Below are 24334 nucleotides of genomic sequence, written 5' to 3'. Positions count from 1 at the left end.
TGTATCCAACGTATTTGCTACATCGGCCAAACACAAGATAGGGAAATGCAATGTCTCGACAATGGAAAGAAATCTGCAAGGTCCACGATATCCCGGCACTCGGCGCACGCGTCGTTAAGCGCGCTGCCAATGCCTGCGGCGACGTCGCCGTATTCCGCAACAGCGAGGACAAGGTGTTCGCGCTGCTCGATCGCTGCCCGCACAAGGGCGGCCCGCTGTCACAGGGGATTGTCTTCGGCGAGCGCGTTGCCTGCCCGTTGCATAACTGGAACATCGAGCTTGATTCCGGATGTGCAACCGCACCGGACGAGGGCTGCACGCAGAAGTTCAGCGTGAAGGTGGAAGACGGCCTGGTGTTCCTCGATGTGGAGGAGCTGAACACGCTCGCAATCGAGGCCAAGGCTGCATGACTGTTTTGCGCGAATCCAGGGCGACCTGCTGCTACTGCGGGGTCGGTTGCGGCGTCATCGTGCAGAGCGACGGTGAAAAGATCATCGGCGTGCGCGGTGATCCCGACCATCCTGCCAACTTCGGCCGCCTCTGCACCAAGGGCAGCACGCTGCACCTGACCGCCAACCCGGTACTGCAACAGCAGGCACGCGCGCTTTATCCGGAATTGCGGACGACGCGTGGCGCTGAACGCGAACGTGCGACATGGGATGCCACGCTGGATTTTATGGTCGACAAGTTCGCCGCCACGATCCGCGAGCACGGGCCCGACAGCGTGGCCTTCTACATCTCCGGCCAGTTACTGACCGAGGACTATTACGTTTTCAACAAGCTGGCCAAGGGACTGGTCGGCACCAACAACATCGACACCAATTCGCGCCTCTGCATGTCGAGTGCCGTTGCCGGTTACAAGCAGACGCTGGGTGCGGACGCGCCGCCGGCCTGTTACGAGGATATCGAGCACGCCGAGGTGATCTTCATCGTCGGCTCCAACACCGCCTATGCGCATCCCATCCTCTATCGCCGTATAGAAGAGGCGCGCCGCAAGAACCCGGACCTCAAGCTCATCGTCGCCGACCCGCGCCGTACCGATACCGCACGCGACGCCGATTTGTTCCTGCCCATCCTGCCCGGCACCGATGTTGCGCTCTTCAACGGCATGCTGCACATCTGCCTTTGGGAAGACCTGGTCGACACGGCGTTCATCGACGCGCACACCGAAGGCTTCGCCGACCTCAAGCGCACCGTACGCGACTACACGCCGAAGTACGTTGCCGACACCTGCGGCATCAGCGAGGAAGACCTCGTCAGGGCGGCACGCTGGTTCGGCGAATCGAATGCATCGCTGTCGCTGTATTGCCAGGGACTCAACCAGTCCGCTTCCGGCACTGCGAAGAATGCCGCGCTGATCAATCTGCACCTCGCGACGCACCAGATCGGCAAGCCGGGCGCAGGCCCGTTCTCGCTGACCGGACAGCCCAACGCGATGGGCGGACGCGAAGTCGGCGGTCTTGCCAACCTGCTGTCCGCACACCGCGACATGGCCAATCCGGAGCACCGCGCCGAAGTGGCGCGGCTATGGGGCGTGGAGGATGTGCCGGCGCAGCCCGGCAAGACAGCGGTGGAGATGTTCGATGCGATCCGCGCCGGCGACATCAAGATCGTCTGGATCGCCTGCACCAACCCCGCACAATCGCTGCCCGAGCAACGCATGGTGCGCGAGGCGCTGAAAAACGCCGAGCTGGTCATCGTGCAGGAAGCGTACAAGACCACCGCCACCGTGCCGTATGCGGACGTGCTGCTGCCGGCCACCAGCTGGGGCGAGAAAGAAGGCACGGTGACCAACTCCGAGCGCCGCATCACGCGCTTCAAGCCGGTGCTGCCGAAGCCGGGTGAAGCGCGGCACGACTGGGAGATCGTCATCGAATTTGCGCGGCGGCTGGAAGCGCGCATGGGGCGTGGACGGACCATCTTCCCCTACACCACCACTGAGGAAATCTGGAACGAGCATCGTGAGTCGACCCGTGGCCGCGACCTCGATATCACCGGGCTGTCCTACCGCATCCTGGAAGACCAGGGGCCCCAGCAATGGCCCTTCCCGGAGGGTGCAGGCAGCGGCAAGAAGCGTTTGTATGACGACGGCATTTTCCCCACCGCGAACGGCCGCGCGAAGTTCGTCAACACCGTGTACAAGTCGGTGGCGGAGCCGGTCGATGCACGCTTTCCGTTCCGCCTGACCACGGGCCGCTTGCGTGACCAATGGCACGGCATGAGCCGCACCGGCACCGTGGCGCAGCTGTTCGCCCATGCATCGGAACCCGCCGTCGTGCTGGCGCAGATCGATATGGACCGCCGCATGATCCGCAATGGCGACCTGGTACACGTTACCAGCCGGCGCGGCTCGCAGATCCTGCCTGCACTGGCCAGCGACGACATGCGCTCCGGCCAGGCCTTCATCGGCATGCACTGGGGCGAGGAATACGTGTCAGGTCGCGGCCATCACGGCGAGGGCACCTATGGCGTGAACGCGCTGACCTTGCCGGCCTTCTGTCCCAGCTCCAAGCAACCGGAGCTCAAGCATGCGGCGGTCAAGATCCTGAAGACGGAGCTGCCGTCGCGCTTCGTGGCATTCGGCTGGATGCAGCAGGATCAGGCGCTGGAATTGCAATCGTCGCTGCGCCCGTTCATGCGGCAGTTTGCCTACGCGTCTTGCACGCTGTTCGGCCGCGACAAGGTTGGTGTGCTGTTCCGCGCGGCCGACGACTATCCGGCTTCGGCTGAACTGGTCAGGGAGATCGAAACCCGTTTCGGCATTGCCGGTGCGGACGTACTGCGCTACGACGACGCACGGCGCGGCAATGCCCGCCATATTCTCGTCCGTGACGGCAAGCTTGCTGCCGTGTCGCTGTCCGGCGACATTTCTACGGAGCATTGGCTCAAGGATTATCTCGAAGGCGGGCAGCCGGTCGCCGCATTGGGGCGCTTGCTGCTGACGCCATCGGCAAAGGCACCGCAGGGATTCAGAACGCGGGGGAGGATCGTCTGCAACTGCCTCAACGTTGCTGAGACGGAAATCAATGAAGTGCTGGCCAGATATGGCAGTGGCAACGTAGCAAGGCCGGATGTATTGCTCAGCGCGCTGCAGCAGGAACTGAAATGCGGCACCAATTGTGGTTCCTGCGTGCCGGAGCTGAAGAAGATCGTTATGGCGAATGAACCTGCGTCGCGCGCCGCATAACATGGTCAAGACACGGAGCGTGCCGTTCACGCACAGCGAAATATAAACGGCCCCTCAAAAAGTTGAAGACCAACTCTTGAGGGGCCGTTCAGCCGGTGGCTCTGTGCTTCTCATCCCGGCGCAGGGCTGCGCCGGTTCTTTCGCTACATCAGTCCGATTACACGCGCTCGATCACCGCCGCAATACCTTGGCCGCCGCCGATGCACATCGTGATCAGGCCGTAGCGCTTGCCGGTGCGGATCAGCTCGTACAGGCACTTGATCGTGATGATCGCGCCGCTGGCACCCAGCGGGTGGCCGAGGGCAATCGCGCCGCCGTTCGGATTGGTGCGCGCCGGGTCGAGGTCGAGGCCGCGGCACACGCCGAGCGACTGCGCGGCGAAGGCTTCGTTCGATTCGATCACGTCCATGTCATTCAGGCTCAGGCCTGCACGCTTGAGTGCAAGCTGCACCGCCGGAATCGGGCCCGTGCCCATGATGGACGGCTCGACACCGGCCACCGCATACGACACCAGGCGCGCCATTGGCTGCAGGCCAGCGCGGGCAGCGGCACCGGCTTCCATCAGCACGCAGGCGGCGGCGCCGTCGTTCAGGCCGGAGGCATTACCGGCCGTGACCGTGCCGCCTTCCTTCTTGAACGCGGGCTTGAGCTTGGCCAGCGACTCGATCGTGGTCTCAGCCTTCGGATGCTCGTCGGTGTCGAACACGACGGTGCCCTTGCGGCCCTGGATCTCGATCGGCACGATCTGCGACTTGAAGTAGCCTGCCTGGATCGCCGCAATCGCCTTCTTCTGGCTGTTGACCGCGAACTCGTCCTGCTCCTGGCGCGAGATACCGTACTTCTCGGCCACGTTCTCGGCGGTGATGCCCATGTGGCCCGCGCCGAACGGATCGGACAGCGCGCCGACCATCATGTCGATCATCTTGAAGTCGCCCATGCGCTGGCCCCAGCGCGCAGCCTGCGCGGTGTACGGTGCGCGGCTCATGGTCTCCACGCCGCCACCGACAGCAATGTCCGCATCGCCGAGCTGGATCGCGTTGGCTGCCGTGACGATGGCCTGCAGGCCGGAGCCGCACAGGCGGTTCAGCGTCAGGGCCGCGGATTCCTTCGCCATGCCGGCGTTGATCCCGACCACGCGCGATACATACATGTCGCGCGGCTCGGTATGGATCACGTTGCCCAACACGATCTGGCCGACTTGTGCCGGATCCACCTTCGCACGCGCGAAGGCTTCCTTCACCGCGATCGCGCCGAGGTCACACGCCGTGAAATCCTTCAGGCTGCCGCCGAAGGTGCCGATGGCGGTACGGGCTGCACCGACGATAACGACGTCTCTTGTAGTTGCCATGTCTCTTTCCTCTGGAAGGTAATAATGATTCGGAACGCGATCATACGCGACGAACTGAGTATTTTCTGTCAACTCTCGGACATTCGCACTACCGTAGAAGTACGGGAGGACGCGTGGCAACCTTGCGGCGACGTGCAGCGCAAGGCGTTCAACCTGCTGGCAAGTTGCTTTCCGCCATGAGCAAGCGGTGCAAACCTGCTGTCCGCCGCCAAAGCCGGGTATCAACCACGCCGGCCACTGGCAGACTCTATCAACACTGAACTGGCGCGGATTCCGCTCCAACGTCCTTCATTTTGCAAACATCGACAGAAGCTTCCCTTACACTTTCACTGGCGCAATTCTTGCAACACACTGGCCCACATTTCGAATAAACGGAGACTCCCATGCCGGAAGCATCCTTGGCGTTTAGCAGCCTGATTCTTTTTGCCCTGTTGTTCGGCCTCAAGCACGGCTTCGATGCGGACCATCTCGCCAGTATTGATGGACTGGCAAGACTGCAGGCGCAGCGCGGGCGTCCGCGCCTGGCGCGCGCTGCAGGCCTCCTGTTCTCGCTCGGGCACGGCATGATGCTGCTCGCCGCCGCATGGGTGATCGAACTCCTCGGCGTCGCCAACATCCCCGCATGGATGGAGCCGCTCGGCGTCACGATCTCCATCGGCTTCCTGCTCTGCATCGGCCTCGTCAACCTGCACAATGCGCTGCGCCCAATCAACAAGCCTGCCGCCATGTCACCGCTGGCGCGCGCCATCATGCGCATGCCGCTGCCGCATGGCTTCGCCGGCAGCTTGATCGTCGGCGCATTGTTTGCACTGTCGTTCGACGCCATGTCGCTCGCCGCCTGGTTCGGCCTCGCCGGCAGTCGTCACGGCGGCCTGCCGTCTATGGTCATCCTCGCGTCCTGCTTCGCAGGCGGCATGATCCTGACCGACACCATCAACGGCATCGTCGTCGCCGGCCTGATCCGCCGCAGCGAACAGTTCGTACAGCGGGCAGGGCGGCTGTTCTCCCTGCTGGTTGCCAGCAGCGCGCTGCTCGTCGCCGGCTTCGGCATGTCGAAGCTCGCTTCTTCCTCCGTGGATGCCTGGGCGGACGGCAAGGAACTGCTCTTCGGCCTTCTTGTCCTCGGGATTATTCTTCTCGGATATGGGATTGCGCGGCGTGTGAGTCGGGCGGCGGTGGCGACGGTGGCGATGCGCTGACCCAGAGGTTAACGCTTTCTGCGGCGCCGCATCGCTGGGCGCGCAGAGAGGATGTCGTGCGCGACTCCCCATGGGGCGGATTGGGCTTCCCCGCTGGCTCCGGTTTGCAAACAGGCTACGGTCAAGCGTACAGGATGCAAGCATAGGTGGCGCGATGCGTACTGATGACGGTCGATGAAGTGGTGCGCAACACTCCCCCTCGTCTGCCAGCCCCCTCTCATTACCGCCTTTCAACATCTTCCTTGGCAATCGCTGTGATCGCATGGGGCGATTCGCTTTTCACTTAGCGCGCAGCGGCATGCTAGCGACACGCATTCTGCGCTTCATCAAACTTTCCACCGTCGCATGACTTCGCGTTTGTACTATTGTTTAACGGGTAACGGTCAAGTTTTTCTCCATTAATGATTCGCCTTGTCATGGAGGCAGCCATGGTGTCATCACCCCGTATTCCCGAGCGTAACGTGGCCGACCCCAACCGTCGCCGCCTTCTGGGCGGTGCGATCGGCACCCTGGCCGTCGGCATTGGCGGACTTCACCAAAGCGTTCTCGCTCAAGCGGTCGCCGCCACTGGCACTCCAGCTCCCGCCAACAAGCCCTTGCCGCAGTACACGGCATGGAAAGAGGCGGATGCGATGATCGTTCACTCCTCCAATACCGTCGAGACACGCCGTAGCGCCTTTGGCAGCGGCGTCGTCACCCCAACGGATCGCCTGTTCGTTCGCAACAACGTGGCGCCGCCGGATGCCTCCATCGTGGCGGATCCCGACGCCTGGGCGGTGACGATCGAAGGAGTGAAGAATCCTCGCACCTTGACCGTCGCAGAACTCAAAGGCATGGGCCTGGAAACCACGGCCGCAGTGCTGCAATGCTCTGGCAACGGCCGCGGATTCTTTCCTTCCAAACCGAGCGGCACGCCCTGGACCGTGGGTGCAGCAGGTTGCGTGATATGGAGCGGCGTACCGGTGCGGATGGTGGCCGAAGCGCTCGGAGGCCCGGTGGATGGCGTGGTCTACATGACGGGCACCGGCGGCGAAACGATACCGCCGGGTGTCGATCCGAAAAGCATATTGGTTGAGCGCTCCGTTCCCCTCAAGGCGATGGAGCATGCGCTGCTGGCATGGGAACTGAATGGTGAGCCGGTACCGCTTGCGCACGGCGGCCCATTGCGGCTGATCGTGCCGGGCTACTCTGGCGTGAACAACATCAAATACATCAAACGCCTCGCCTTTACTCCCAAGGAAAGCGATGCACGCATCATGGCGTCGCGTTATCGCATGACCCCGCCGGGAGAAAAGGGCAATCCGAACCAGGCGTCGATCTGGGAAATGGGCGTCAAGTCCTGGATCACCTCACCCGGGGCCGATGGCGGGCAAGTCAAGGCGGGCCGGCATGTAATTGAAGGCGTGGCGCTTGGCGGCACCAATGCAATCAAGTCAGTGGAAGTCTCCGTTGACGGCGGCAGAACCTGGCAAGAAGCCCGCCTCGTCGGACCAGACCTTGGCAGGTTCGCATGGCGCCAGTTTGCGCTGCCGGTGAATCTCAAGCCCGGCTCGTATGTCCTCGCCAGCCGCGCGACCGACGTCAACGGCAAGGTGCAGGATGAACTGCGGACAGACAATGCCGCTGGTTATCACAACACCAGCTGGCGCGACCATGCGCTGCCGGTGATGGTGGCATAGGTACGGCAGCCCACATGAACCGTTTGCACCGTTTGCTGGCCGCGCTGATCGGTCCACTCTTCGCATGCATCACTGTTGAGGTTGCTGCTGCCGATATGGCCAAGGGCCGGCAGATGTTCCAGCAAGGCACTACACCTCCATGCATCGTGTGCCATACCTTGCAGGATGCAGGCGCGTCCGGCAAGGTTGGCCCCAATCTGGACGAACTGAAACCGGATGCCGAGCGAGTAGAAAAAGCGGTCCGCAATGGACTGGGAGTGATGCCGGCATTCACCGACTTGAGCGATGAGCAGGTGCGGCTGATAGCGGAGTATGTGGCGGCTGCAACGAAGTAGGTTGTCTTCCTATCGACCCGACAGCTCATATCCTGCGTGATCTGCTGCCGTGTCCTCATTCGTACAGCCCGGTAGGGTGCGCATTGCGCACCACCTCGCGGAACCCCGCCGCACCCCTGACCGAACTCACCTTTGTCACCGGCAGAATCTGCGCGACGCCGAAGGCGACCTCAACCACGAAGAAGGCCCATATGATCGGATGGGCATGATTGAGAAGCGCATAAAGCTGCCAGATGGCGAACAGAAAGCGGCCGGCCGCATCATAACGTCCATACTGAACCTGTGTGTCACGCAGGCGCAGGATCGCCCAGACCGTGACGATCGAACCGAGCAGGTTCGCCATCAGCATGTGTGCAGGTTCGAACTTCGGGAAGCTTCCCGGAATACCCAGCAAGCCTGAGAGCGCCTCCAGACTGGCGAGGATGGCGGTGAAGGTCCACGGTGTGGCAAAGCCGATAGTCACCACCAGGTCATACCAGGCGCTGGCGCGCACGATGCGCAAATAGTTCGTCGTTGTAATCATCCCGACCTCCGTCATGAGCGATGGCCGGATCATAAACCTTGGAGTATGCTCCAAGGTCAAGTGCTATCCGCGACAGGAGCAAAGAATGAGGATCGGTCACCTCGCCCAAGCTGCCGGCGTAAGCTGCGATACGCTGCGGTTCTATGAAAGACAAGGTCTCATCCGTTCGACGAGGGCGGAAAACGGCTACCGCCTGTATGCGCCGGAGACCGCCCAGCTCGTCACTTACATCCGCACAGCGCAAAAGCTCGGCTTTAGCTTGGCCGAGATCGGCAACAGCATGCCGGGGATCTGGAGCGCCCCCGATCCTGATGCGGCAGTTGCCCTACTCCTGGCGGAGAAGGTAAAGGTCATTGATGAGCGGATCGCAGAACTACAGGGTCTCAGGACGGAGCTGCTGGAGCGAGTGCGGCAGCAATGCCCGCTTTCACGCGAATAGGACTGTTTGCAAGAAGGGTAGCGCGGCGAGTGTGGGTTTCGTTTCGCGCACCGATTACAGGGTCGTAGGGCGGAAAAGCGAAGCGCCTTCCGCCGCATGTGGTACGTTGCTCGAGGAGGTGGACGGTAAAAAAGTAGGCTTGGGCTGCCGCGTGGTTGCGGCAGTAATTTAGAGTGAACGGAGTGTGCCAGAGCGCCGCATGCGGCGGAAGACGCTTCGCTTTTCCGCCCTACCGGGCTAATCCACCTCCAACTCCCGTCCGGTAGGTTGGGCTGCAATGCCCAACATCCAGTGAAATAACTGCCATGCAATATCGAAGATCAAATACGCCCGGCGCCACGTATTTTTTCACGGTCAATCTCGCTGATCGTACAAGCGGGCTGCTCACCGAGCATATTGAATCCCTGCGAGACGCTGTCCGAAAAACCCGGCAATCCCATCCGTTTGACATTATCGCGATGGTGGTCTTGCCCGATCATTTGCATGCGATATGGCGATTGCCGGAAGGAGATGCAGATTTTCAGTTGCGGTGGTCCTTGATCAAGGTCGCGTTTTCACGGGCCATTCCAAAGAACGAAGTGATACGTCGTAGCAGGGAAATCAAGCGGGAGAGAGGGGTATGGCAACGGCGATATTGGGAGCATCAAATCAGGGATGACGATGACCTCGAAATGCACGTGGCCTATATTCACTTCAACCCGGTCAAGCATGGTTATGTCAGGCGAGCGGCTGATTGGCCGCATTCCTCAATCCATCGTGAAATCGCCAAGGGAACCTTGAATGCGGATTGGGGTAATTCGAACCAGGATGAAAATGGTCGCTGGGGTGAGTCAGTTGACTGATCTTCGCGTGATGTGGTGTGATGTTGGGCTTCCTTCGTCAGCCCAACCTACCGCGCTATACAGTGGGGACCAAGTGATGGGAATAAATCTGTGATTTACAAAATTAGCGCCAGATTTTTATAGGACCGATCATGGAATTTCTACCGCTATTAGTATTCATTGCTGTCGTCGCTTACTTCATGACGAAGCATCGCAACAAGAGCTCAGTATCGATTACCCACCTTCCCGAGCGTTTTATTGTCTTAGACCTAGAAACAACGGGCCTTGATTCAGGCAAACACGAGATCATTGAAATCGCAGCAATCCGTGTTAACCGAGACTCTACGCAGCACGAGACGTTTCAAGCGTTGGTCAAACCCACTAAAAAAATTCCAAAGAGGATTGTTGATCTCACCGGCATCACAGAGGAAATGCTTGAACAGGATGGCCGAGCACTTCAGGAGGTGATGAAAGCCTTTTCTGCATTCGTAGGAGACCTTCGGCTGGTCTCATTTAACGCTGAGTTCGATATGGGTTTCTTGAATGCCGCGACCGCCCAATGTGGCATGGCGCCCTTCGGTAACTCAGTAACTTGCGCATTGAAGATGGCACGTCGGGCGTGGCCAGGTCGAAAAAGCTATCGTCTAACTGATATCGCAAGAGACGGAAATCTTGATCTTAAAAATTCACACCGCGCACTTGCGGATTGTGAACGGGCACTCATGGTTTATGGTGCAGCGGCCTCCAAGCTTGAATCCATTGCATAACGCGTAAAAAACCAACTTGCTATATCGATCAACCCGGATCCGCATAGAATTGCCTCTTCGTGGCAAGGCAAGCAGATCGCGCCGTAAAGTCGAGCATTTAGAGGGCTGATGCTGGACTTCCTTCTTCAGCCTGATCTGCGCAATGATTAATCTGTGAAACGGTGTATAAAGTGCGCCGTACACTTAAGAGGTTTTGATGATTGAGATTGCCACCATTGCCCAAGCCATATCAATTGCGACGGCCTGCTGGGCGATTATTTCTGGCATCGGCGCTTGGAAGCGAGAGTTCATCGGCAAAAGACAGATTGAACTCGCTGAACAGGTGCTCGCAAAATTTTTTGAAGTAAAAGATGCAATTGCATTTATTCGCAATCCCTTTTCGAGTTCCGACGAGGGAATGTCCCGCGAAAAACGGGCCGGCGAATCTGCCGAGGAATCGGAGCTCCTCGATCGCGGCTACATAGTGGTAGAGCGATACACCAAGAAAGAAAGCATCTTTGCCGATTTCAACACATTCAAATACAAATTCATGGCCTCTTTCGGGCCGCAAACCGAGCAAATATTTGTCGACAAGAACAAAGCACTAAACTCCATTTTCATTTCGGCGCGCATGTTAGCCACACACTACTGGCAGCGGCAAGGACGTATGTCGATCGAGAACGATGAATTTCAAAAGCATCTAGATGAAATGCACCGCCACGAAGGAATCTTCTGGGACATTGGAAGCGACGATGATGAGATAAGGTTACAACTTAAGGCCATCCAAAAAAGGCTGGAAGCTGCGACAGCATCATGTTTTCAAGAGCCGATGAGCACCTTCAGTCTTCTTACTCGAAAATGGTTTTGAGAACTATTAGACGCATAGGGTTCGCAAAGCGCACCTTATGCGTCTAATCCACCTCCAACTCCCGCACCTTCAGCTCCAGTCCTCCCGTCGGCTGCACCTGATACCCCCCACATTCCGGGCACGCATCGTAGCGCTGGCTGATCGGCACGGTCTTGTTGCATGACATGCAGAGACCCTGTCCCTCGGTTTCGATGATTTCCAGTTGCGTGCCTTCGGCGATGGAGCCCTTGACGACGGCGTCGAAGCAGAAGCGCATGGCTTCGACTTCCACGCCGGCCAGCGCGCCGATTTCCAGCCACACGGTTTTTACCTTGGTGAAGCCGTGCGCTTTTGCGCCGTCTTCGATTACCTGGAGCACGCCTTCGGCGAGCGACATTTCATGCATGGTGAACCTCGATTTCGTAGGCAACGCAGGGGTCGAGCGAGTGGACCAGCAGCTCTGCCTGCTTGCGCGCATCTTCCTGCGATGGGGCGGCCATGGCGGATAGGCCCATGGCGCATGCGCCGTCGGGATGGAAGTTCCATTCGGTGGGCGCCACCAGCGAATAATCCGCAATCGTTCCCTGCTTGTCCAGCACCACGCGATGCAGCAGCAGGCCGCGGGCGTTCTGCACCCATGCGGCGCCGGTGTTGTCGCCGAGCGGGGCGCCATGCACGAAGCTGTCTTCCGGCACGTCGGGTGCGCGCAGGCGGGAGAACAGTTCGCTGATTTCCGCGAGGCGCGCGATCAGGCGCGTTGCGATGGAGGGGCCTCTTGCTTGCAGTAACTGTGCGATGGCGGTTGCATCCTGCATGCGCGCGAGCGAGCCGCTTTCGGCAGGCTGGTTGCGCCATGTCGGACATAGCGCGAAGGTCGGGTTCTCGTCGAGGCGAGGAAAGACGTCGGCGAGGATCTCGTCGGGTGCAACATTGGGTAGCAGGGTAGTGGTGCTGCGCAACGCGCGGCCATCCATCTCCCAGCATTGATCAAGCAGACGCGCGGTCGGCGTTGTCGCTGCTTGCAGCGATGCAATCAACGATGCAGCGCTTTCCGTGGCGCTGAAAGACGACCCAGTTGTGCCGAGCAATGCCGCATTTGTGTCCGCTTCGAGAGCGGCGATGGCTTTCTGCCAGTCGCTCTCCTGCTGCAACGCCATGCATTCCGCCAGTCGTTTGCGCAACACTGCCAGCACCTGTGGTTGCGGCTCTGCGCCCATGATGCGGGGGAGGTCGATCAGCAGGCGCCAGAGAATCTCCTGCAGCGCTTCGGCGAGCACGCTACGTTCGCGCACAAGGGGAATGACGGGTGACGTTGCTGATGTTGCAGCGTGCAGTGCGGTTGCCGCCGCCGCGCCCTGCGCCTGAGCGCAGAGGCTGAACAGCATCGGGATCATGCGCAGCGCGTCTTGCGGCTGCTTGCCCCGCAATAGCGTGTTCAGTGCAACGAGGGGGCGCGGTTCGATGTGTGCGCCGTGGACATGCCTGCCATCCCATGCCAGCCGGATCCGGATTTTTCCTTCGATGGCCATGGGAGGTTCAGTGTGGGGCAGGCGCGATCAGGCGTCGGCCTGCTCGACGATCCTGGACAGCACTTCGAGCGTTTCCAGTGCCATCGCTTCTTCGACGCGCTCATATGCGAAGCCGCCGGCCTGGATCAGCAGGTAGTCGCCTAACTGCACCGGCTCATGCAGCAGCATCAGGCTGACATGGCGCTGCTGGCCGAAGGCGTCGACAGTGGCCATCTCGCCGTCGATGGCGATGACCTTCGACGGAATTGCCATGCACATCAGCAGGTTTCCTCGTTGACTGCTTCGACAGCAACGCCGAGCAGGCGCAGTTCTTCGACAACCTGCCCGACGACACGCGGCAATATCACCTCTACCTGCGGCGACAGCGACATGCTGGTGCCAAGCGACACCGGCTCCACGCCAATGACCACTACGCTCTCCGGCGCTTCGCCCATGAAGGCGAGGGTGGCCAGCACATCGGACAGCCCGATCTGGTGCGGCGACAGCTTGGTCTTGAAGAAGACCGGAACAGCGTCGCCGGCAATGCGCACCATGGTCGCGGGCGGCTGCCCGCTGCGCACGGCATCGACGATGACAAGATGGTCCGCAGTGGACAGGTCTTCCAGCATTTCCATGCCGGTCGTGCCGCCGTCGATGATCTCGACCTCGGGCGGCAGCCGGTAGTCCTGTGCGAGCTGTTCGACGGCACGCACGCCAACACCTTCATCCGATAGGAGCGTGTTGCCGACGCCGAGGACGATGGTTTTCATTACAGCACCTGGACTTTGACAACCTCATTGTGTTCCGTATCCAGCACATGCACCGCACAGGCCAGACAAGGATCGAAGGAATGCACCGTGCGCAGCACTTCCAGCGGACGTTCCGGATCGGCGACCGGCGTGTTCAGCAAGGCCGCTTCGTACGCGCCCGGCTGGTCGGCTTCGTTGCGCGGTGCGGCGTTCCAGGTGGTAGGGACCACGCACTGGTAGTTGTCGATCTTGCCGTCTTTCAGCACGACCCAGTGCGACAACGCGCCACGCGGGGCTTCGTGGAAGCCGACACCGGCCACTTCGCCCTTCGGAAAGGTGGGCTTGTTGAAGGTGGCACGGTCGCCTTTGGCGAGGTTGGCCATCAGCAGATCCCACTGCTGCGCGAGCATATCGGCCTGCACTGCGCACGATACGGCACGCGCGGCATGGCGGCCAATGGTGGAGTGCAGTGCGGATACCGGTACCTTGGTCTTGGCGATGGCGCTGACGGTATCGAGCGTCTGGTTCACGTACTTGATGGTCGGCTCGTGCTTGGCGGCGACCATGGCCATCACGCGTGCCAGCGGGCCGACTTCGGCCGGCTTGCCGTAGAAGGTCGGCGACTTGATCCAGGAATACTTGCCGTCGTCCTGGAAGTCGGTGTACTGCGGCTGGGTCTCGCCGCGGAACGGATGCAACGGGCCCTTGCCGCCCTTGTACCAGGCGTGCTTGACGCTTTCTTCGACGCCCTTGCGGAAGTACTCGTCCTGAAAGCTGCTGATCGGCTTGAAGGTAGACAGGTCGGTGCCCTTGATGTAGCCGCCCGGCAGCGCGAACTCGGTGCCTTTGGTATCCAGCGGCAGATCCGGCACGCACAGGTAATCCAGGTTGCTCGCGCCGATGCCGGTCCAGTCGGCATAGAAGGCGCCGATGGCAGCCACGTCGACCAGATAGACGTTCTTGACGAAGTCGTTCAGCTCGTCGATCCAGACCTTGATCGCCTGCAGGCGTTCCAGTGATAGCGCCGACTGGGAGTCGAAGTCGATCGGGTTGGACACGCCGCCGACGGCGACGTTCTGGATGTGCGGCGACTTCGAGCCGAGCACGGCGACGATCTTGCTGGCCTTGCGCTGGATTTCCAGTGCCTGCAGGTAGTGCGAGGTCGCCAGCAGGTTGACTTCCGGCGTCAGCTTCATCGCCGGATGGCCCCAGTAGCCGTTGGTGAAGATGCCGAGCTGGCCGGTGCCGACGAAGCCGGACAGGCGCTCCTTGACCTTCGCGAACTCATGCTTGCTGTTGCCGCTCCAGTTCGACAGGCTTTCCGCCAGCTGTGCGGTCTTGACCGGATCGGCTTTCAGTGCCGACGTCACGTCTACCCAATCCAGTGCGGACAGATGGTAGAAGTGCACGATGTGATCGTGGATCGCATGCGCGGTGATGATCAGGTTGCGGATGTACTGCGCGTTGAGCGGGATTTCCATCTTCAGCGCGTTTTCCACTGCACGCACCGAGGTGATCGCATGCACGGTGGTGCACACGCCGCAGATGCGTTGCGTAATCGACCAGGCGTCGCGCGGATCGCGCCCGAGCAGGATCTCTTCGACGCCGCGCCACATCTGGCCGGACGCCCAAGCCTTCTTGACCTTGCCGCCGTCGATTTCGCAGTCGATCCGCAGATGGCCTTCAATCCGTGTGACCGGATCGATCGTGATTCTTTTCCCCATGGTTCTCTCCTGATTCCTTAATGGTGTTCCTTCGGCAGGATCGGCAGGTAACGCACCAGCACGATGTAGCCAAGGATTTCGAATGCGATGATGCCGACGGTCAGCATGATTTCCGGTACCGACGGGAAGTAGCTCCATCCTGCGCCGGTCGAGTAACCGACGAGGTAGGCGTTGATGCGCAGCAGGAAGGCGCCGGCCATCAGGCAGCAGGCAGCGATGAATAGCTTCGCCGGTTCCTTGCGCGCGCTGTCCTTCCACAGCAGCACGAGCGGCGCAACGTAGAACGCCATCTCGATCCAGAACATGAATGCCTTCAGATTCGGCTCGAATGCCATGCCGAAGGTGCCGCGCACGGCGAGATCGGCAAGGCGGACGGCAACAAAGGCCGCCAGCGTCCACAGCATCATCTTCGACAGCGGCGTCAGCAGGTGCAGCTCCAGCGGCTGCTTGAAGCCGGATGCGGACAAGGTGCATTCGAAGATCACGACCGCAAAGCCGGTGGTCACCGCCGTCATCAGGAACAGCAGCGGCATCATGTTGGTCTGCCACAGCGGATGCACGTGATTGCCGAACACCAGCAGCAGTGCGCCGAGTGATGACTGGTGCATGGTCGGCAGCACGAGACCGAGCGCGATGAAGAAGAACAGCAGCTTGTCGAGCTTCTTCTGCGCGATCTTCATGCCAAACTTTTCGAACAACACCGGCGCAAACTCGATCAGCATCACCACCATGTAGGCCGACACGCACAGCGCCACCTCCAGCATCACGGAGTTGAACTGCATGTAACCCGGCCAGAACACATGCCAGAAGTTCCAGTAGCGGCCGAGGTCGATGGCCGCCGACAGGCCGGCGAGCGAATAGCCGAACAGGGATGCCAGCAGGGCGGGGCGCACCAGCGGATGGTATTCGCCGCGGTTCATGATGTAGACGAGGAAGGCCATGACGTAGCCGCCGCACGCGAGTGCGGAGCCGATCATCACGTCATACACGACCCAGATGCCCCAGGTCTGGCCGTCGCTGATGTTGCTGACCGCGCCCATGCCGTAGATGAAGCGCAGGCCGAGCACGACCGCTGCGATGGCAACCAGCACGCCGAGCGTGATGGTCGTCGGCGTCACCAGCGGCCCGCCGAGCGGCGCTGCCGGGGCGTGATGTGCATCAGACATCGCTACCTCCTTTTTTCTGGTCGTCGGGCTTGCTGTCGTTTCCATGCTCGCCGTCGTTCTTCATGTTGCGGCGGGCGATGAAGCCCAGCACGCCGAGGAAGGTGATCGGCAGCGCCATGCCCTTGTACACGGTGTGCATGACGGTTTCCGAGTTGGCTGCGAACGAGCGCTCCGGCAGTGTCGGCATGCCGAGCTTTTCGAACGGGACGCCGGACAGGCGGATCACTTGCGTGCCGCCGATCTCCTTGTCGCCGTACAGGTGCTGCACATAGGCCGGCACCTTCGCCACATGCGGCGACTGGTCGCCGGTGCTGAGGTTGCCGCGCGGGAAAGAGGTTTCCTCGCCGGGCTTCAGTTCCAGCCGGCGCTTGGCTTCCACTTTCAGGTCCTTGACCTTGCCGAAGAGGGTGGCGCCGGTCGGGCAGACTTCCGCGCAGGCGGCGTATTTACCTTCCGGCATGCGGTGCACGCACAACTGGCACTTGGAGATCTTCGGGATGGCCTTGTCATATTCGAAGCGCGGCACGTTGAACGGGCAGGCGGCGACGCAGTAGCGGCAGCCGACGCACTTGTCCTTGTCATAGGTGACGATGCCGGTGACTGGATCCTTGGTCATCGCCTTGACCGGGCAAACCGAGACGCAGGATGGATCGGCGCAGTGCACGCAGGACGACTTGTTGAAGGCGAAGCCATCAGTCTCGCTGTCCTTCTTTTCCGCGGTGCCGTTCTTGTACAGCTTGATGACATTGAGCGTCTTGCCGGACAGGTCGAGCGGCGTATCCCAGAGCGGTTCCGAGCCCGAGAATTCCGGCGGCATGTCGTTGGCTTCCTTGCATGCCGCAACGCAGGCCTTGCAGCCGATGCACAGCGTGCTGTCGAACAAAAGGCCGATCGCTTCCGGCGGCATCGGCTTGTTGTCGCGCGCTTCCACGGTGGTGGAAGTCGCAAGCAACGCACCGCCGCCCAGCGCGCCTTTCAGGAAATCGCGCCGGTCCATGCTCATGATGGGGCCTTTTCGTTATCGCCGGACTTGTTCTCGGTTGCGGCGTTGGCCTTACCCGTCTTGCTCGGGCAGGCGGTCTGGCACTTGCCGAGATTCTTTGCCATCGCGCCGGCAGCACCAACCGCTGCGCCGCCCGCGGCAGCAACGACGGCGACGGCAGCGAGCGACGCGCCTTTGCCTCTTTCTTCGACGACGTGCGGATAGCCGGTCGGCGGGTTGGTCTTCAGTTCCGCCAGCGCATGGATCGGCTTGGTGAAGCCGATGCCTTCTTCGGTGCAGCCGATGCAGGGATGGCCGGTCGCGACCGGCCAGCTGGCGCAGCCGACGTCGCCGAACAGGATGGTTGGGCAGTTGGAAAAGGTTTCCGGTCCCTTGCAGCCGAGCTTGTACAGGCAGTAGCCCTTGCGATGGCCTTCGTCGCCGAACTCCATCGCGAAGCGGCCGGCGTCGAAGTGCGCGCGGCGTTCGCAGTTGTCGTGCACCAGGCGCGAGTAGGCGAATTTCGGACGGCCCTTGTGGTCCAGCTCCGGCAGCTTGCCGAAGGTCAGGAAGTGCACGACGGTCGACAGGAAGTTGTACGGGTTCGGCGGGCAGCCGGGGATGGTGGCAACCGTCTTGCCCAGCACGTCGGCAACGCTGGAGGCGCCAGTCGGGTTCGGCCCGGTGGAGGGCATGCCGCCCCACGAGGCGCAGCTGCCGATGGCGATCACTGCCGCCGCATCGGCTGCGCACTCCTTCAACATGTCCAGCGCCGTCTGGCCGCCGATCTTGCAGTAGATGCCGCCGTCCTTGGTCGGGATCGCGCCTTCGACCACCAGCAGGTACTTGCCCTTGTTTTCTTTCATCGCGGCGCGGCGTGCGGCTTCGACCTGGTGGCCGGCGGCGGCGAACAGCGTCTCGTGGTAATCCAGCGAGATCACGTCGAGGATCAGTTTTTCGAGTGTCGGATGCTCGGCGCGCAGCATCGACTCGGTGCAGCCTGTGCATTCCTGGAAGTGCAGCCAGATGACCGATGGCCGCTTGTTGCTGGCAACTGCCTTTGCGATCGCGGCGTCTGCGCCGGCCGGCAGGCCCATGGTCGCGGCCATGGCCGCGCAAAACTGGAGAAAGCTGCGCCGCGATAGGCCAAGGCGCTTCTCTACCTCGGCAATGCTCTCGTCATTGCCGGTGCGTGTGATCATGTCCATCCCGCTCCCCTCTTTCCGCGATGTGCAGTGCATCGACCGGAATTGTTAAAACATCATGCGAGATCCATTGCGGATTCGCGCTTCCCTTTCCGCTACGCGACCTGTCACGAATATTGCAAGCAGGAAGCGCCGACGGAGCGGGTCTGCTTGCGCAACTTCTGTGCCACGATGCGAAATGGGAAGTCACTATCGTGAAAAGCAAGGCGGGCTCTTGCTCCCGCCCCGCGGTGCGGATTTTTCCGGTATGCGGATACCGATTGTGCGATGCGGGAGGCTGCAATCGGAAGTTGCAGTTTGAAAAGCAAGTGCAAAGTGCGTGACCAGTGTTGGACACGCTGATGGAAGCCCTCTAAACTCGTTGAGGATCAGTCTGGCCACAAGCCGGCAAGGAGATAAGTGATGTGCGTAGTATGTGGATGCAGTGGCAATGCCGATAAGAAAATGGCAAGCAAGTTGCCAGAAGGTGAACTTACTTACCGGCCGGCCGGTGCGCAGGCAGGGGCGCAATCAGGCGTGAAGGCGGGCAGCCTGCACAGCCATGCGCATCACCATCATCATGGGCATGCACACAGCCATGACCACGGCCATCATCACCATGATCACGATCATGGCCACCAGCATGACCACGCCCACGCCCACGCCCACGATCACGATCACGATCATGACCATGTGAGCGTCGACCCGGCTACCGGCGACATGCACTACGGCCACGGCCCTGCCTGCGTCTCGGTCCCCGGCATGAGCCAGTCGCGCACGATCCGCCTCGAGCAGGATGTGCTGGGCAAGAACAACCAGTTCGCCGCGCAAAACCGCGAGCATTTCCTCCACCACCGCATCCTCGCGCTGAACCTCGTGTCCAGCCCCGGCTCCGGCAAGACCACGCTCCTGTGCGAAACCATCGAGGCGCTGAAGCGCCGCGGCAACGCGCTGCCGGTGGCGGTGATCGAAGGCGACCAGCAGACCAGTAACGACGCCGACCGCATCCGCGCCACTGGCGCGCCGGCAATCCAGGTCAACACCGGCAAGGGCTGCCACCTCGATGCGCAAATGGTCGGCAGCGCGTTCGCGCGTTTGCCTTTGCATAACCACGATCAGGAAAACGCGAATGGCGGCATTCTCTTTATCGAGAACGTCGGCAACCTCGTGTGCCCGGCGATGTGGGACCTGGGCGAAGCGGCGAAGGTCGCGATCCTGTCCGTCACCGAAGGCGAGGACAAGCCGCTCAAGTACCCGGACATGTTCGCCGCGGCGAAGCTGATGATCCTCAACAAGACTGACCTGCTGCCCTACCTGCGCTTCGACGTCGACAAGTGCATCGAGTACGCGCGCCGCGTCAATCCGGAGATCGAAGTGCTGCAACTGTCGGCCACCGGTGGGCAGGGCATGGATGCCTGGCTCGACTGGATTCTGTCCGGCCATGCGGCGCTGGGTGTGGAAGCAGGCATCGAAGAGGGCAAGGCGGCCTGAGGCAATTTGTATACATCGCACTGCATCCGCGCCGTGCGGCACCATCCGTAGTGAATAAGGAAAGTTTATGTGTCTAGCAATTCCCGTCCGCGTGGTCGAGGTGCGCCCCGGCCAGATGGCGGTCGTCGACCTGTCAGGCGTGCGCAAGGAGGTGTCCACCGCACTCGTCGACGACGTGCAGGTGGATGAATACGTGATCGTCCATGTCGGCTATGCGATCGGCAAGGTGGACGCGGAAGAGGCGCAGCGGACGCTCGAGCTGTTCAACGAGCTGGAGAAGTCGCAGCTCGCCGAGCAGGCAATGGCTGCGGCCGAAGGCAAGTGATCGGATCAGGCAGGGGCAGGGGACAGGACAATGAAATACATCGATGAATACCGCGACGGCGAGGTGGCGCAGAAAATTGCCGCGCGCATCCGCGCCGAAGCGAACCCGGGGCGGCAGTACAGCTTCATGGAATTTTGCGGTGGTCATACGCATGCGATCTCGCGCTACGGCGTGCAGGAGCTGCTGCCGCCGAACGTGCGCATGATCCACGGCCCCGGCTGCCCGGTCTGCGTGCTGCCGATCGGCCGCATCGACCATGCGATCTCGCTGGCGCTGGAGCGCAACGTGATCGTCTGCACCTACGGCGACACGATGCGCGTTCCAGCCTCCGACGGGCTGTCGCTGATCAAGGCCAAGGCGCGCGGCGCGGACATCCGCATGGTGTACTCCGCCGCCGATGCGTTGAAGACTGCGATCGATAATCCCGGCCGCGAAGTCGTGTTCTTCGCCATCGGCTTCGAAACCACGACGCCGCCCACCGCGCTGGTGATCCGCGACGCGGCGGCGCGCAACGTCGACAACTTCAGCGTGCTGTGCTGCCATGTGCTGACGCCGTCGGCCATCACGCACATCCTCGAATCACCGGAAGTGCGCGACTACGGCACGGTGCCGATCGACGGCTTTATCGGCCCGGCACATGTGAGCATCGTGATCGGCTCCGGCCCGTATGAACACTTCGCGGAGGAATACCGCAAGCCGGTGGTGATCGCCGGCTTCGAGCCGCTGGACGTAATCCAGGCGATCCTGATGCTGGTGCGGCAGGTCAACGAAGGCCGCGCTGAAGTGGAGAATGAATTCGTCCGCGCCGTCACACCGGACGGCAACCTGACGGCGCAGGCCATCGTCTCCGACGTCTTCGAACTGCGCACCACCTTCGAATGGCGCGGACTCGGCGAAGTGCCGTACAGCGCGCTGCGCATCCGGCCCGGCTATGCGAAGTACGACGCCGAAAAGAAATACAAGCTCGCGTACAAGCCGGTCGCTGACAACAAGGCCTGCGAATGCGGCGCGATCCTGCGCGGCGTGAAACGGCCGACCGACTGCAAGCTGTTCGGCACCGTCTGCACGCCGGAGAACCCGATGGGCTCCTGCATGGTGTCGAGCGAAGGCGCGTGCGCGGCGCATTATTCGTATGGAAGGTTCAAGGATATTCCGGTGGTGGCGGCATGAGCGCAACAGTAAAGAAAAATTATGTGCGGCCCATCGATTTCAAGAACGGCCGCATTGACATGGGACACGGCGCAGGGGGCAGGGCTTCGGCCCAACTGATCGAGGAACTGTTCCTCGCCGCCTTCGACAATGAATGGCTGCGCCAGGGCAATGACGGCGCAACGCTCGCGATGCCGGCCGGCCGCATGGTGATGGCGACCGATGCGCATGTGGTGTCGCCGCTGTTCTTCCCGGGCGGCGATATCGGCTGCCTGTCGGTGCACGGCACGGTCAACGACGTCGCCATGTCCGGCGCGAAACCCTTGTACCTGTCGGCCAGCTTCATCCTGGAAGAAGGCTTTCCGCTGGCCGACCTGAAGCGCATCGTCGAATCGATGGCGCATGCGGCGCGTGAGGCTGGCGTTGCGGTCGTCACCGGTGATACCAAGGTGGTCGAGCGCGGCAAGGGCGATGGCGTCTTCATCAGCACCACCGGCGTCGGCGTCGTGGCGGAGGGGATCGACATTGACGGTTCATATGCACGGCCGGGCAATGCCATCCTCGTCTCCGGCCATATCGGCAACCACGGCATGGCAATCATGTCCAAGCGCGAATCGCTCGCGTTTGAAACCGAAATTCTGTCCGACACCGCCGCATTGAACGGTCTCGTCGCCCACATGCTGGCAGCGATGCCGCGCGTGCGCGTGCTGCGCGATCCGACGCGCGGCGGGATTGCCACTACGCTCAATGAAATTGCGCGGCAATCCGGCGTTGGCATGCTGCTCGACGAGGCGGCTATCCCGGTGCTGCCGCAGGTGGATGCCGCCTGCGAATTCCTCGGGCTCGATCCGCTGTATGTCGCGAACGAAGGCAAGCTGATTGCGATCTGTGCCGAAGACGATGCCGGCACACTGCTTGAAGCAATGCGCGCGCACCCGCTCGGCGCGCATGCGGCACGCATCGGCACGGTAGTCGAGGATCCACATGGTTTCGTGCAGATGAAGACGCGCTTCGGCGGACGCCGCGTCGTCGACTGGCTGTCTGGCGAGCAGCTGCCCCGCATTTGCTGACATTGAAATGGATAAAGAACGTAGGGTGCGCTTTGCGCACCATTGCAGCCGTCAATGCAACGATGCGCAGAGCGCACCCTACGGAAGCTGATCTCTGCATCGAACCATGCGCATCCTCTTCATCACCCACAGCTTCAACAGCCTGACGCAACGCCTGTTCGTGGAACTGCGCGCGCGCGGGCACCAGGTGTCGATTGAGCTCGATATCGCCGACTCGGTCAGCGAGGAGGCGGTGGAACTCTTCAAGCCCGGACTGATCGTCGCGCCTTTCCTAAAACGTGCCGTTCCCGCATCGATCTGGCAGAAGCATGTGTGCCTGATCGTGCATCCCGGCATCGTCGGCGACCGCGGGCCGTCCGCACTCGACTGGGCCATCCTCAATGGCGAAAAGGAATGGGGCGTGACGGTGCTGCAGGCAAATGCGGAGATGGACGCGGGCGACATCTGGGCGACTGCGACTTTCCCAATGCGCACGGCAAAGAAGAGCAGCCTGTACCGCAACGAGGTGACCAAAGCTGCAGTGGCCGCTGTACTGGAAGCCATCGGCAAGTTCGAGCGTGGCGAACGGCCGTTGCCGCTTGCAGAAGCGAAGGACGCACGTGGCGTGCTGCGTTCGCTCGCGAAGCAGGAGCAGCGCCGCATCGACTGGCAACACGACGACACCGCGACCGTGCTGGCAAAGATCCACAGTGGCGACGGCTTTCCGGGCGTGCTGGATGCACTGTTTGGCATGCCTTGCTACCTCTATGATGCACACCCGGCGACGGCTTTCGCACTGGCCGTGGCACCGGGCAATGCCGGCGATATCGTGGCGCGGCGTGACGATGCGGTCTTGCGCCGCACGCAGGACGGCGGGCTGTGGCTCGCGTATGCGCGGCTCGCACCTTCTGCGGAGGATGTCGACAAGCCGCTCAAGCTGCCTGTCGCAGAGTGCTTTCCGGATCAGGTCGCCGCATTGCCGGAGCTGCCCGCGCCCTTCCAGCGCCCAGACGACGAATGGGGGGAGATCCGCTATAGAGAAGGCGGGGAAGAGGGAAGCATCGGCTACCTGTCCTTCGACTTCTACAACGGCGCGATGTCAACCCGCCAATGCGAACGCCTGCGCGACGCGGTGAGGTTTGCAAAGCAGCGCCCCACGCGCGTGCTGGTGCTGCTGGGCGGCGCGGACTTTTTCAGCAACGGCATCCACCTCAATTGCATCGAAGCCGCCGCGCACCGGCCAAACGAAAGCGCCGCTGACGAATCCTGGCGCAACATCAACGCAATGGACGACTTGGCGCTGGAGATCATCACCGCCACCGATCACCTGACGATTTCCGCGATGCGCGGCAATGCCGGCGCGGGTGGGGCTTTCCTCGCATTGGCCGCCGACCACGTGTGGGCGCATGAGGGCGTGCTGCTCAATCCCCATTACAAGAACATGGGCAATCTGTACGGTTCGGAATATTGGACCTACCTGCTGCCGCGTCGCGTAGGGCCGGAGCATGCACGTTCGGTGATGCAGAACCGGCTGCCCGTCTCGGCGAAGGCAGCGGCGGAGATCGGCCTGATCAACGACGCCTTTGCCAGCGATGCGGACAGCTTCCTGCGTGAAGTGGAACGCCGCGCCGCAGCATTGGCGATGTCAAAAGATTACGAGACGCAGTTGGCGGAGAAGCGCACACGACGGCAACAGGACGAGGCGAAGAAGCCGCTGCACGCTTACCGTGATGAAGAGCTTGCAAGAATGCGACGTAATTTTTACGGATTCGACCCCAGCTACCATGTTGCACGCTATCATTTCGTGCACAAGCTCCCCCACGCATGGACGCCGCGCCACCTAGCGACGCACCGCGACTCCCCAACGGTTATCACCTGACGAA

At 61.4% G+C, this 24334-nt stretch carries 24 protein-coding genes; 14 read left to right on the top strand and 10 right to left on the bottom strand.

The features are described from left to right. Positions 1 to 50: 50 nt before the first annotated feature. Positions 51 to 410, top strand: a complete 360-nt coding sequence (gene nirD, locus ACYVIA_RS13670) for a nitrite reductase small subunit NirD (RefSeq protein WP_460841649.1) — start codon at positions 51 to 53, stop codon at positions 408 to 410. Then, positions 407 to 3187 (top strand): nitrate reductase, encoded by a 2781-nt coding sequence (locus tag ACYVIA_RS13665; RefSeq protein ID WP_460841647.1) that lies wholly within the window; start codon positions 407 to 409, stop codon positions 3185 to 3187. Before nirD ends, ACYVIA_RS13665 begins: the two co-directional genes overlap by 4 nt. Before the next feature lie 157 nt (positions 3188 to 3344). Here the strand turns inward: ACYVIA_RS13665 and ACYVIA_RS13660 are convergent, their stop codons facing one another. Further along, on the bottom strand, positions 3345 to 4535 hold the full coding sequence (locus ACYVIA_RS13660; protein ID WP_460841645.1) for an acetyl-CoA C-acyltransferase family protein: 1191 nt from the start codon (positions 4533 to 4535) through the stop codon (positions 3345 to 3347). Between the two features lie 383 nt (positions 4536 to 4918). Between ACYVIA_RS13660 and ACYVIA_RS13655 the strand changes: the two genes are divergently transcribed. From ACYVIA_RS13655 to sorU, 3 genes are all read left to right on the top strand, one after another. Then, on the top strand, positions 4919 to 5734 hold the full coding sequence (locus ACYVIA_RS13655) for a HoxN/HupN/NixA family nickel/cobalt transporter (protein WP_460841643.1): 816 nt from the start codon (positions 4919 to 4921) through the stop codon (positions 5732 to 5734). 428 nt (positions 5735 to 6162) lie between these two features. Further along, a complete protein-coding gene (gene sorT / locus ACYVIA_RS13650) occupies positions 6163 to 7413 on the top strand; it encodes a SorT family sulfite dehydrogenase catalytic subunit (RefSeq protein WP_460841641.1) in 1251 nt (416 codons plus the stop codon). A 14-nt stretch (positions 7414 to 7427) separates the two neighbouring features. Further along, on the top strand, positions 7428 to 7748 hold the full coding sequence (sorU, locus tag ACYVIA_RS13645; RefSeq protein ID WP_460841639.1) for a SorU family sulfite dehydrogenase c-type cytochrome subunit: 321 nt from the start codon (positions 7428 to 7430) through the stop codon (positions 7746 to 7748). Between the two features lie 55 nt (positions 7749 to 7803). Here sorU and ACYVIA_RS13640 read toward each other — a convergent pair whose 3' ends face one another. Next, positions 7804 to 8271 (bottom strand): hypothetical protein, encoded by a 468-nt coding sequence (locus ACYVIA_RS13640; RefSeq protein WP_460841636.1) that lies wholly within the window; start codon positions 8269 to 8271, stop codon positions 7804 to 7806. Positions 8272 to 8356: 85 nt separating this feature from the next. On the opposite strand from ACYVIA_RS13640, the gene ACYVIA_RS13635 reads away from it, so the two are divergent. The 4 genes from ACYVIA_RS13635 to ACYVIA_RS13620 all read left to right on the top strand — a co-directional run bounded on the left by ACYVIA_RS13635 (position 8357) and on the right by ACYVIA_RS13620 (position 11145). Continuing rightward, positions 8357 to 8710 carry a MerR family transcriptional regulator gene (locus ACYVIA_RS13635; RefSeq protein ID WP_460841635.1) on the top strand — a complete coding sequence of 118 codons (354 nt, stop codon included), beginning with the start codon at positions 8357 to 8359 and terminating at the stop codon, positions 8708 to 8710. 305 nt (positions 8711 to 9015) lie between these two features. Beyond that, entirely contained in the window at positions 9016 to 9552 is a 537-nt protein-coding gene (locus tag ACYVIA_RS13630; RefSeq protein ID WP_460841633.1) for an REP-associated tyrosine transposase, read from the top strand. Between the two features lie 131 nt (positions 9553 to 9683). Further along, positions 9684 to 10298, top strand: coding sequence for a 3'-5' exonuclease (locus tag ACYVIA_RS13625; protein WP_460841631.1), 615 nt, complete (start codon positions 9684 to 9686; stop codon positions 10296 to 10298). A gap of 196 nt (positions 10299 to 10494) precedes the next feature. After that, on the top strand, positions 10495 to 11145 hold the full coding sequence (locus tag ACYVIA_RS13620) for a hypothetical protein (RefSeq protein ID WP_460841629.1): 651 nt from the start codon (positions 10495 to 10497) through the stop codon (positions 11143 to 11145). Positions 11146 to 11188: 43 nt separating this feature from the next. Here ACYVIA_RS13620 and hypA read toward each other — a convergent pair whose 3' ends face one another. From hypA to ACYVIA_RS13580, 8 genes are read right to left on the bottom strand one after another with little or no spacing between them, the layout of a single operon-like run. Beyond that, positions 11189 to 11530, bottom strand: coding sequence for a hydrogenase maturation nickel metallochaperone HypA (hypA, locus tag ACYVIA_RS13615; RefSeq protein ID WP_460841627.1), 342 nt, complete (start codon positions 11528 to 11530; stop codon positions 11189 to 11191). Beyond that, positions 11523 to 12653 (bottom strand): nickel-dependent hydrogenase large subunit, encoded by a 1131-nt coding sequence (locus ACYVIA_RS13610; protein ID WP_460841626.1) that lies wholly within the window; start codon positions 12651 to 12653, stop codon positions 11523 to 11525. The genes hypA and ACYVIA_RS13610 overlap by 8 nt, the downstream gene beginning before the upstream one ends. A gap of 27 nt (positions 12654 to 12680) precedes the next feature. Beyond that, positions 12681 to 12905 carry a HypC/HybG/HupF family hydrogenase formation chaperone gene (locus ACYVIA_RS13605; protein WP_460841624.1) on the bottom strand — a complete coding sequence of 75 codons (225 nt, stop codon included), beginning with the start codon at positions 12903 to 12905 and terminating at the stop codon, positions 12681 to 12683. 5 nt (positions 12906 to 12910) lie between these two features. Further along, positions 12911 to 13402 carry a HyaD/HybD family hydrogenase maturation endopeptidase gene (locus tag ACYVIA_RS13600; RefSeq protein WP_460841623.1) on the bottom strand — a complete coding sequence of 164 codons (492 nt, stop codon included), beginning with the start codon at positions 13400 to 13402 and terminating at the stop codon, positions 12911 to 12913. Beyond that, complete coding sequence (locus tag ACYVIA_RS13595; protein ID WP_460841621.1) at positions 13402 to 15105, bottom strand: nickel-dependent hydrogenase large subunit; 1704 nt, start codon at positions 15103 to 15105, stop codon at positions 13402 to 13404. Before ACYVIA_RS13595 ends, ACYVIA_RS13600 begins: the two co-directional genes overlap by 1 nt. 17 nt (positions 15106 to 15122) lie before the next feature. Continuing rightward, positions 15123 to 16271, bottom strand: coding sequence for a Ni/Fe-hydrogenase cytochrome b subunit (gene hybB, locus ACYVIA_RS13590; RefSeq protein ID WP_460841619.1), 1149 nt, complete (start codon positions 16269 to 16271; stop codon positions 15123 to 15125). Beyond that, a complete protein-coding gene (gene hybA, locus ACYVIA_RS13585) occupies positions 16264 to 17274 on the bottom strand; it encodes a hydrogenase 2 operon protein HybA (RefSeq protein WP_460841617.1) in 1011 nt (336 codons plus the stop codon). The genes hybB and hybA overlap by 8 nt, the downstream gene beginning before the upstream one ends. Beyond that, a complete protein-coding gene (locus ACYVIA_RS13580) occupies positions 17271 to 18461 on the bottom strand; it encodes a hydrogenase small subunit (RefSeq protein WP_460841614.1) in 1191 nt (396 codons plus the stop codon). Before ACYVIA_RS13580 ends, hybA begins: the two co-directional genes overlap by 4 nt. 399 nt (positions 18462 to 18860) lie before the next feature. Here ACYVIA_RS13580 and hypB point away from each other — a divergent pair, with 399 nt between their 5' ends. From hypB to ACYVIA_RS13555, 5 genes are all read left to right on the top strand, one after another. Then, positions 18861 to 19928: a hydrogenase nickel incorporation protein HypB gene (gene hypB, locus ACYVIA_RS13575; protein WP_460841612.1), complete on the top strand. Its 1068-nt coding sequence runs from the start codon at positions 18861 to 18863 to the stop codon at positions 19926 to 19928. Between the two features lie 67 nt (positions 19929 to 19995). Further along, on the top strand, positions 19996 to 20253 hold the full coding sequence (locus ACYVIA_RS13570) for a HypC/HybG/HupF family hydrogenase formation chaperone (protein WP_460841610.1): 258 nt from the start codon (positions 19996 to 19998) through the stop codon (positions 20251 to 20253). A gap of 30 nt (positions 20254 to 20283) precedes the next feature. Then, entirely contained in the window at positions 20284 to 21423 is a 1140-nt protein-coding gene (hypD, locus tag ACYVIA_RS13565; RefSeq protein WP_460841607.1) for a hydrogenase formation protein HypD, read from the top strand. Next, the gene (gene hypE, locus ACYVIA_RS13560; RefSeq protein WP_460841606.1) at positions 21420 to 22472 is read left to right on the top strand and encodes a hydrogenase expression/formation protein HypE; all 1053 of its coding nucleotides are present in this window, start codon (positions 21420 to 21422) and stop codon (positions 22470 to 22472) included. The genes hypD and hypE overlap by 4 nt, the downstream gene beginning before the upstream one ends. Positions 22473 to 22578: 106 nt before the next feature. After that, positions 22579 to 24330, top strand: coding sequence for an enoyl-CoA hydratase-related protein (locus ACYVIA_RS13555; protein ID WP_460841604.1), 1752 nt, complete (start codon positions 22579 to 22581; stop codon positions 24328 to 24330). Positions 24331 to 24334 lie beyond the last annotated feature (4 nt).

The sequence above is a fragment of the Noviherbaspirillum agri genome (genome assembly GCF_054780595.1).
This window is presented reverse-complemented; position numbering and strand designations above follow the sequence as displayed.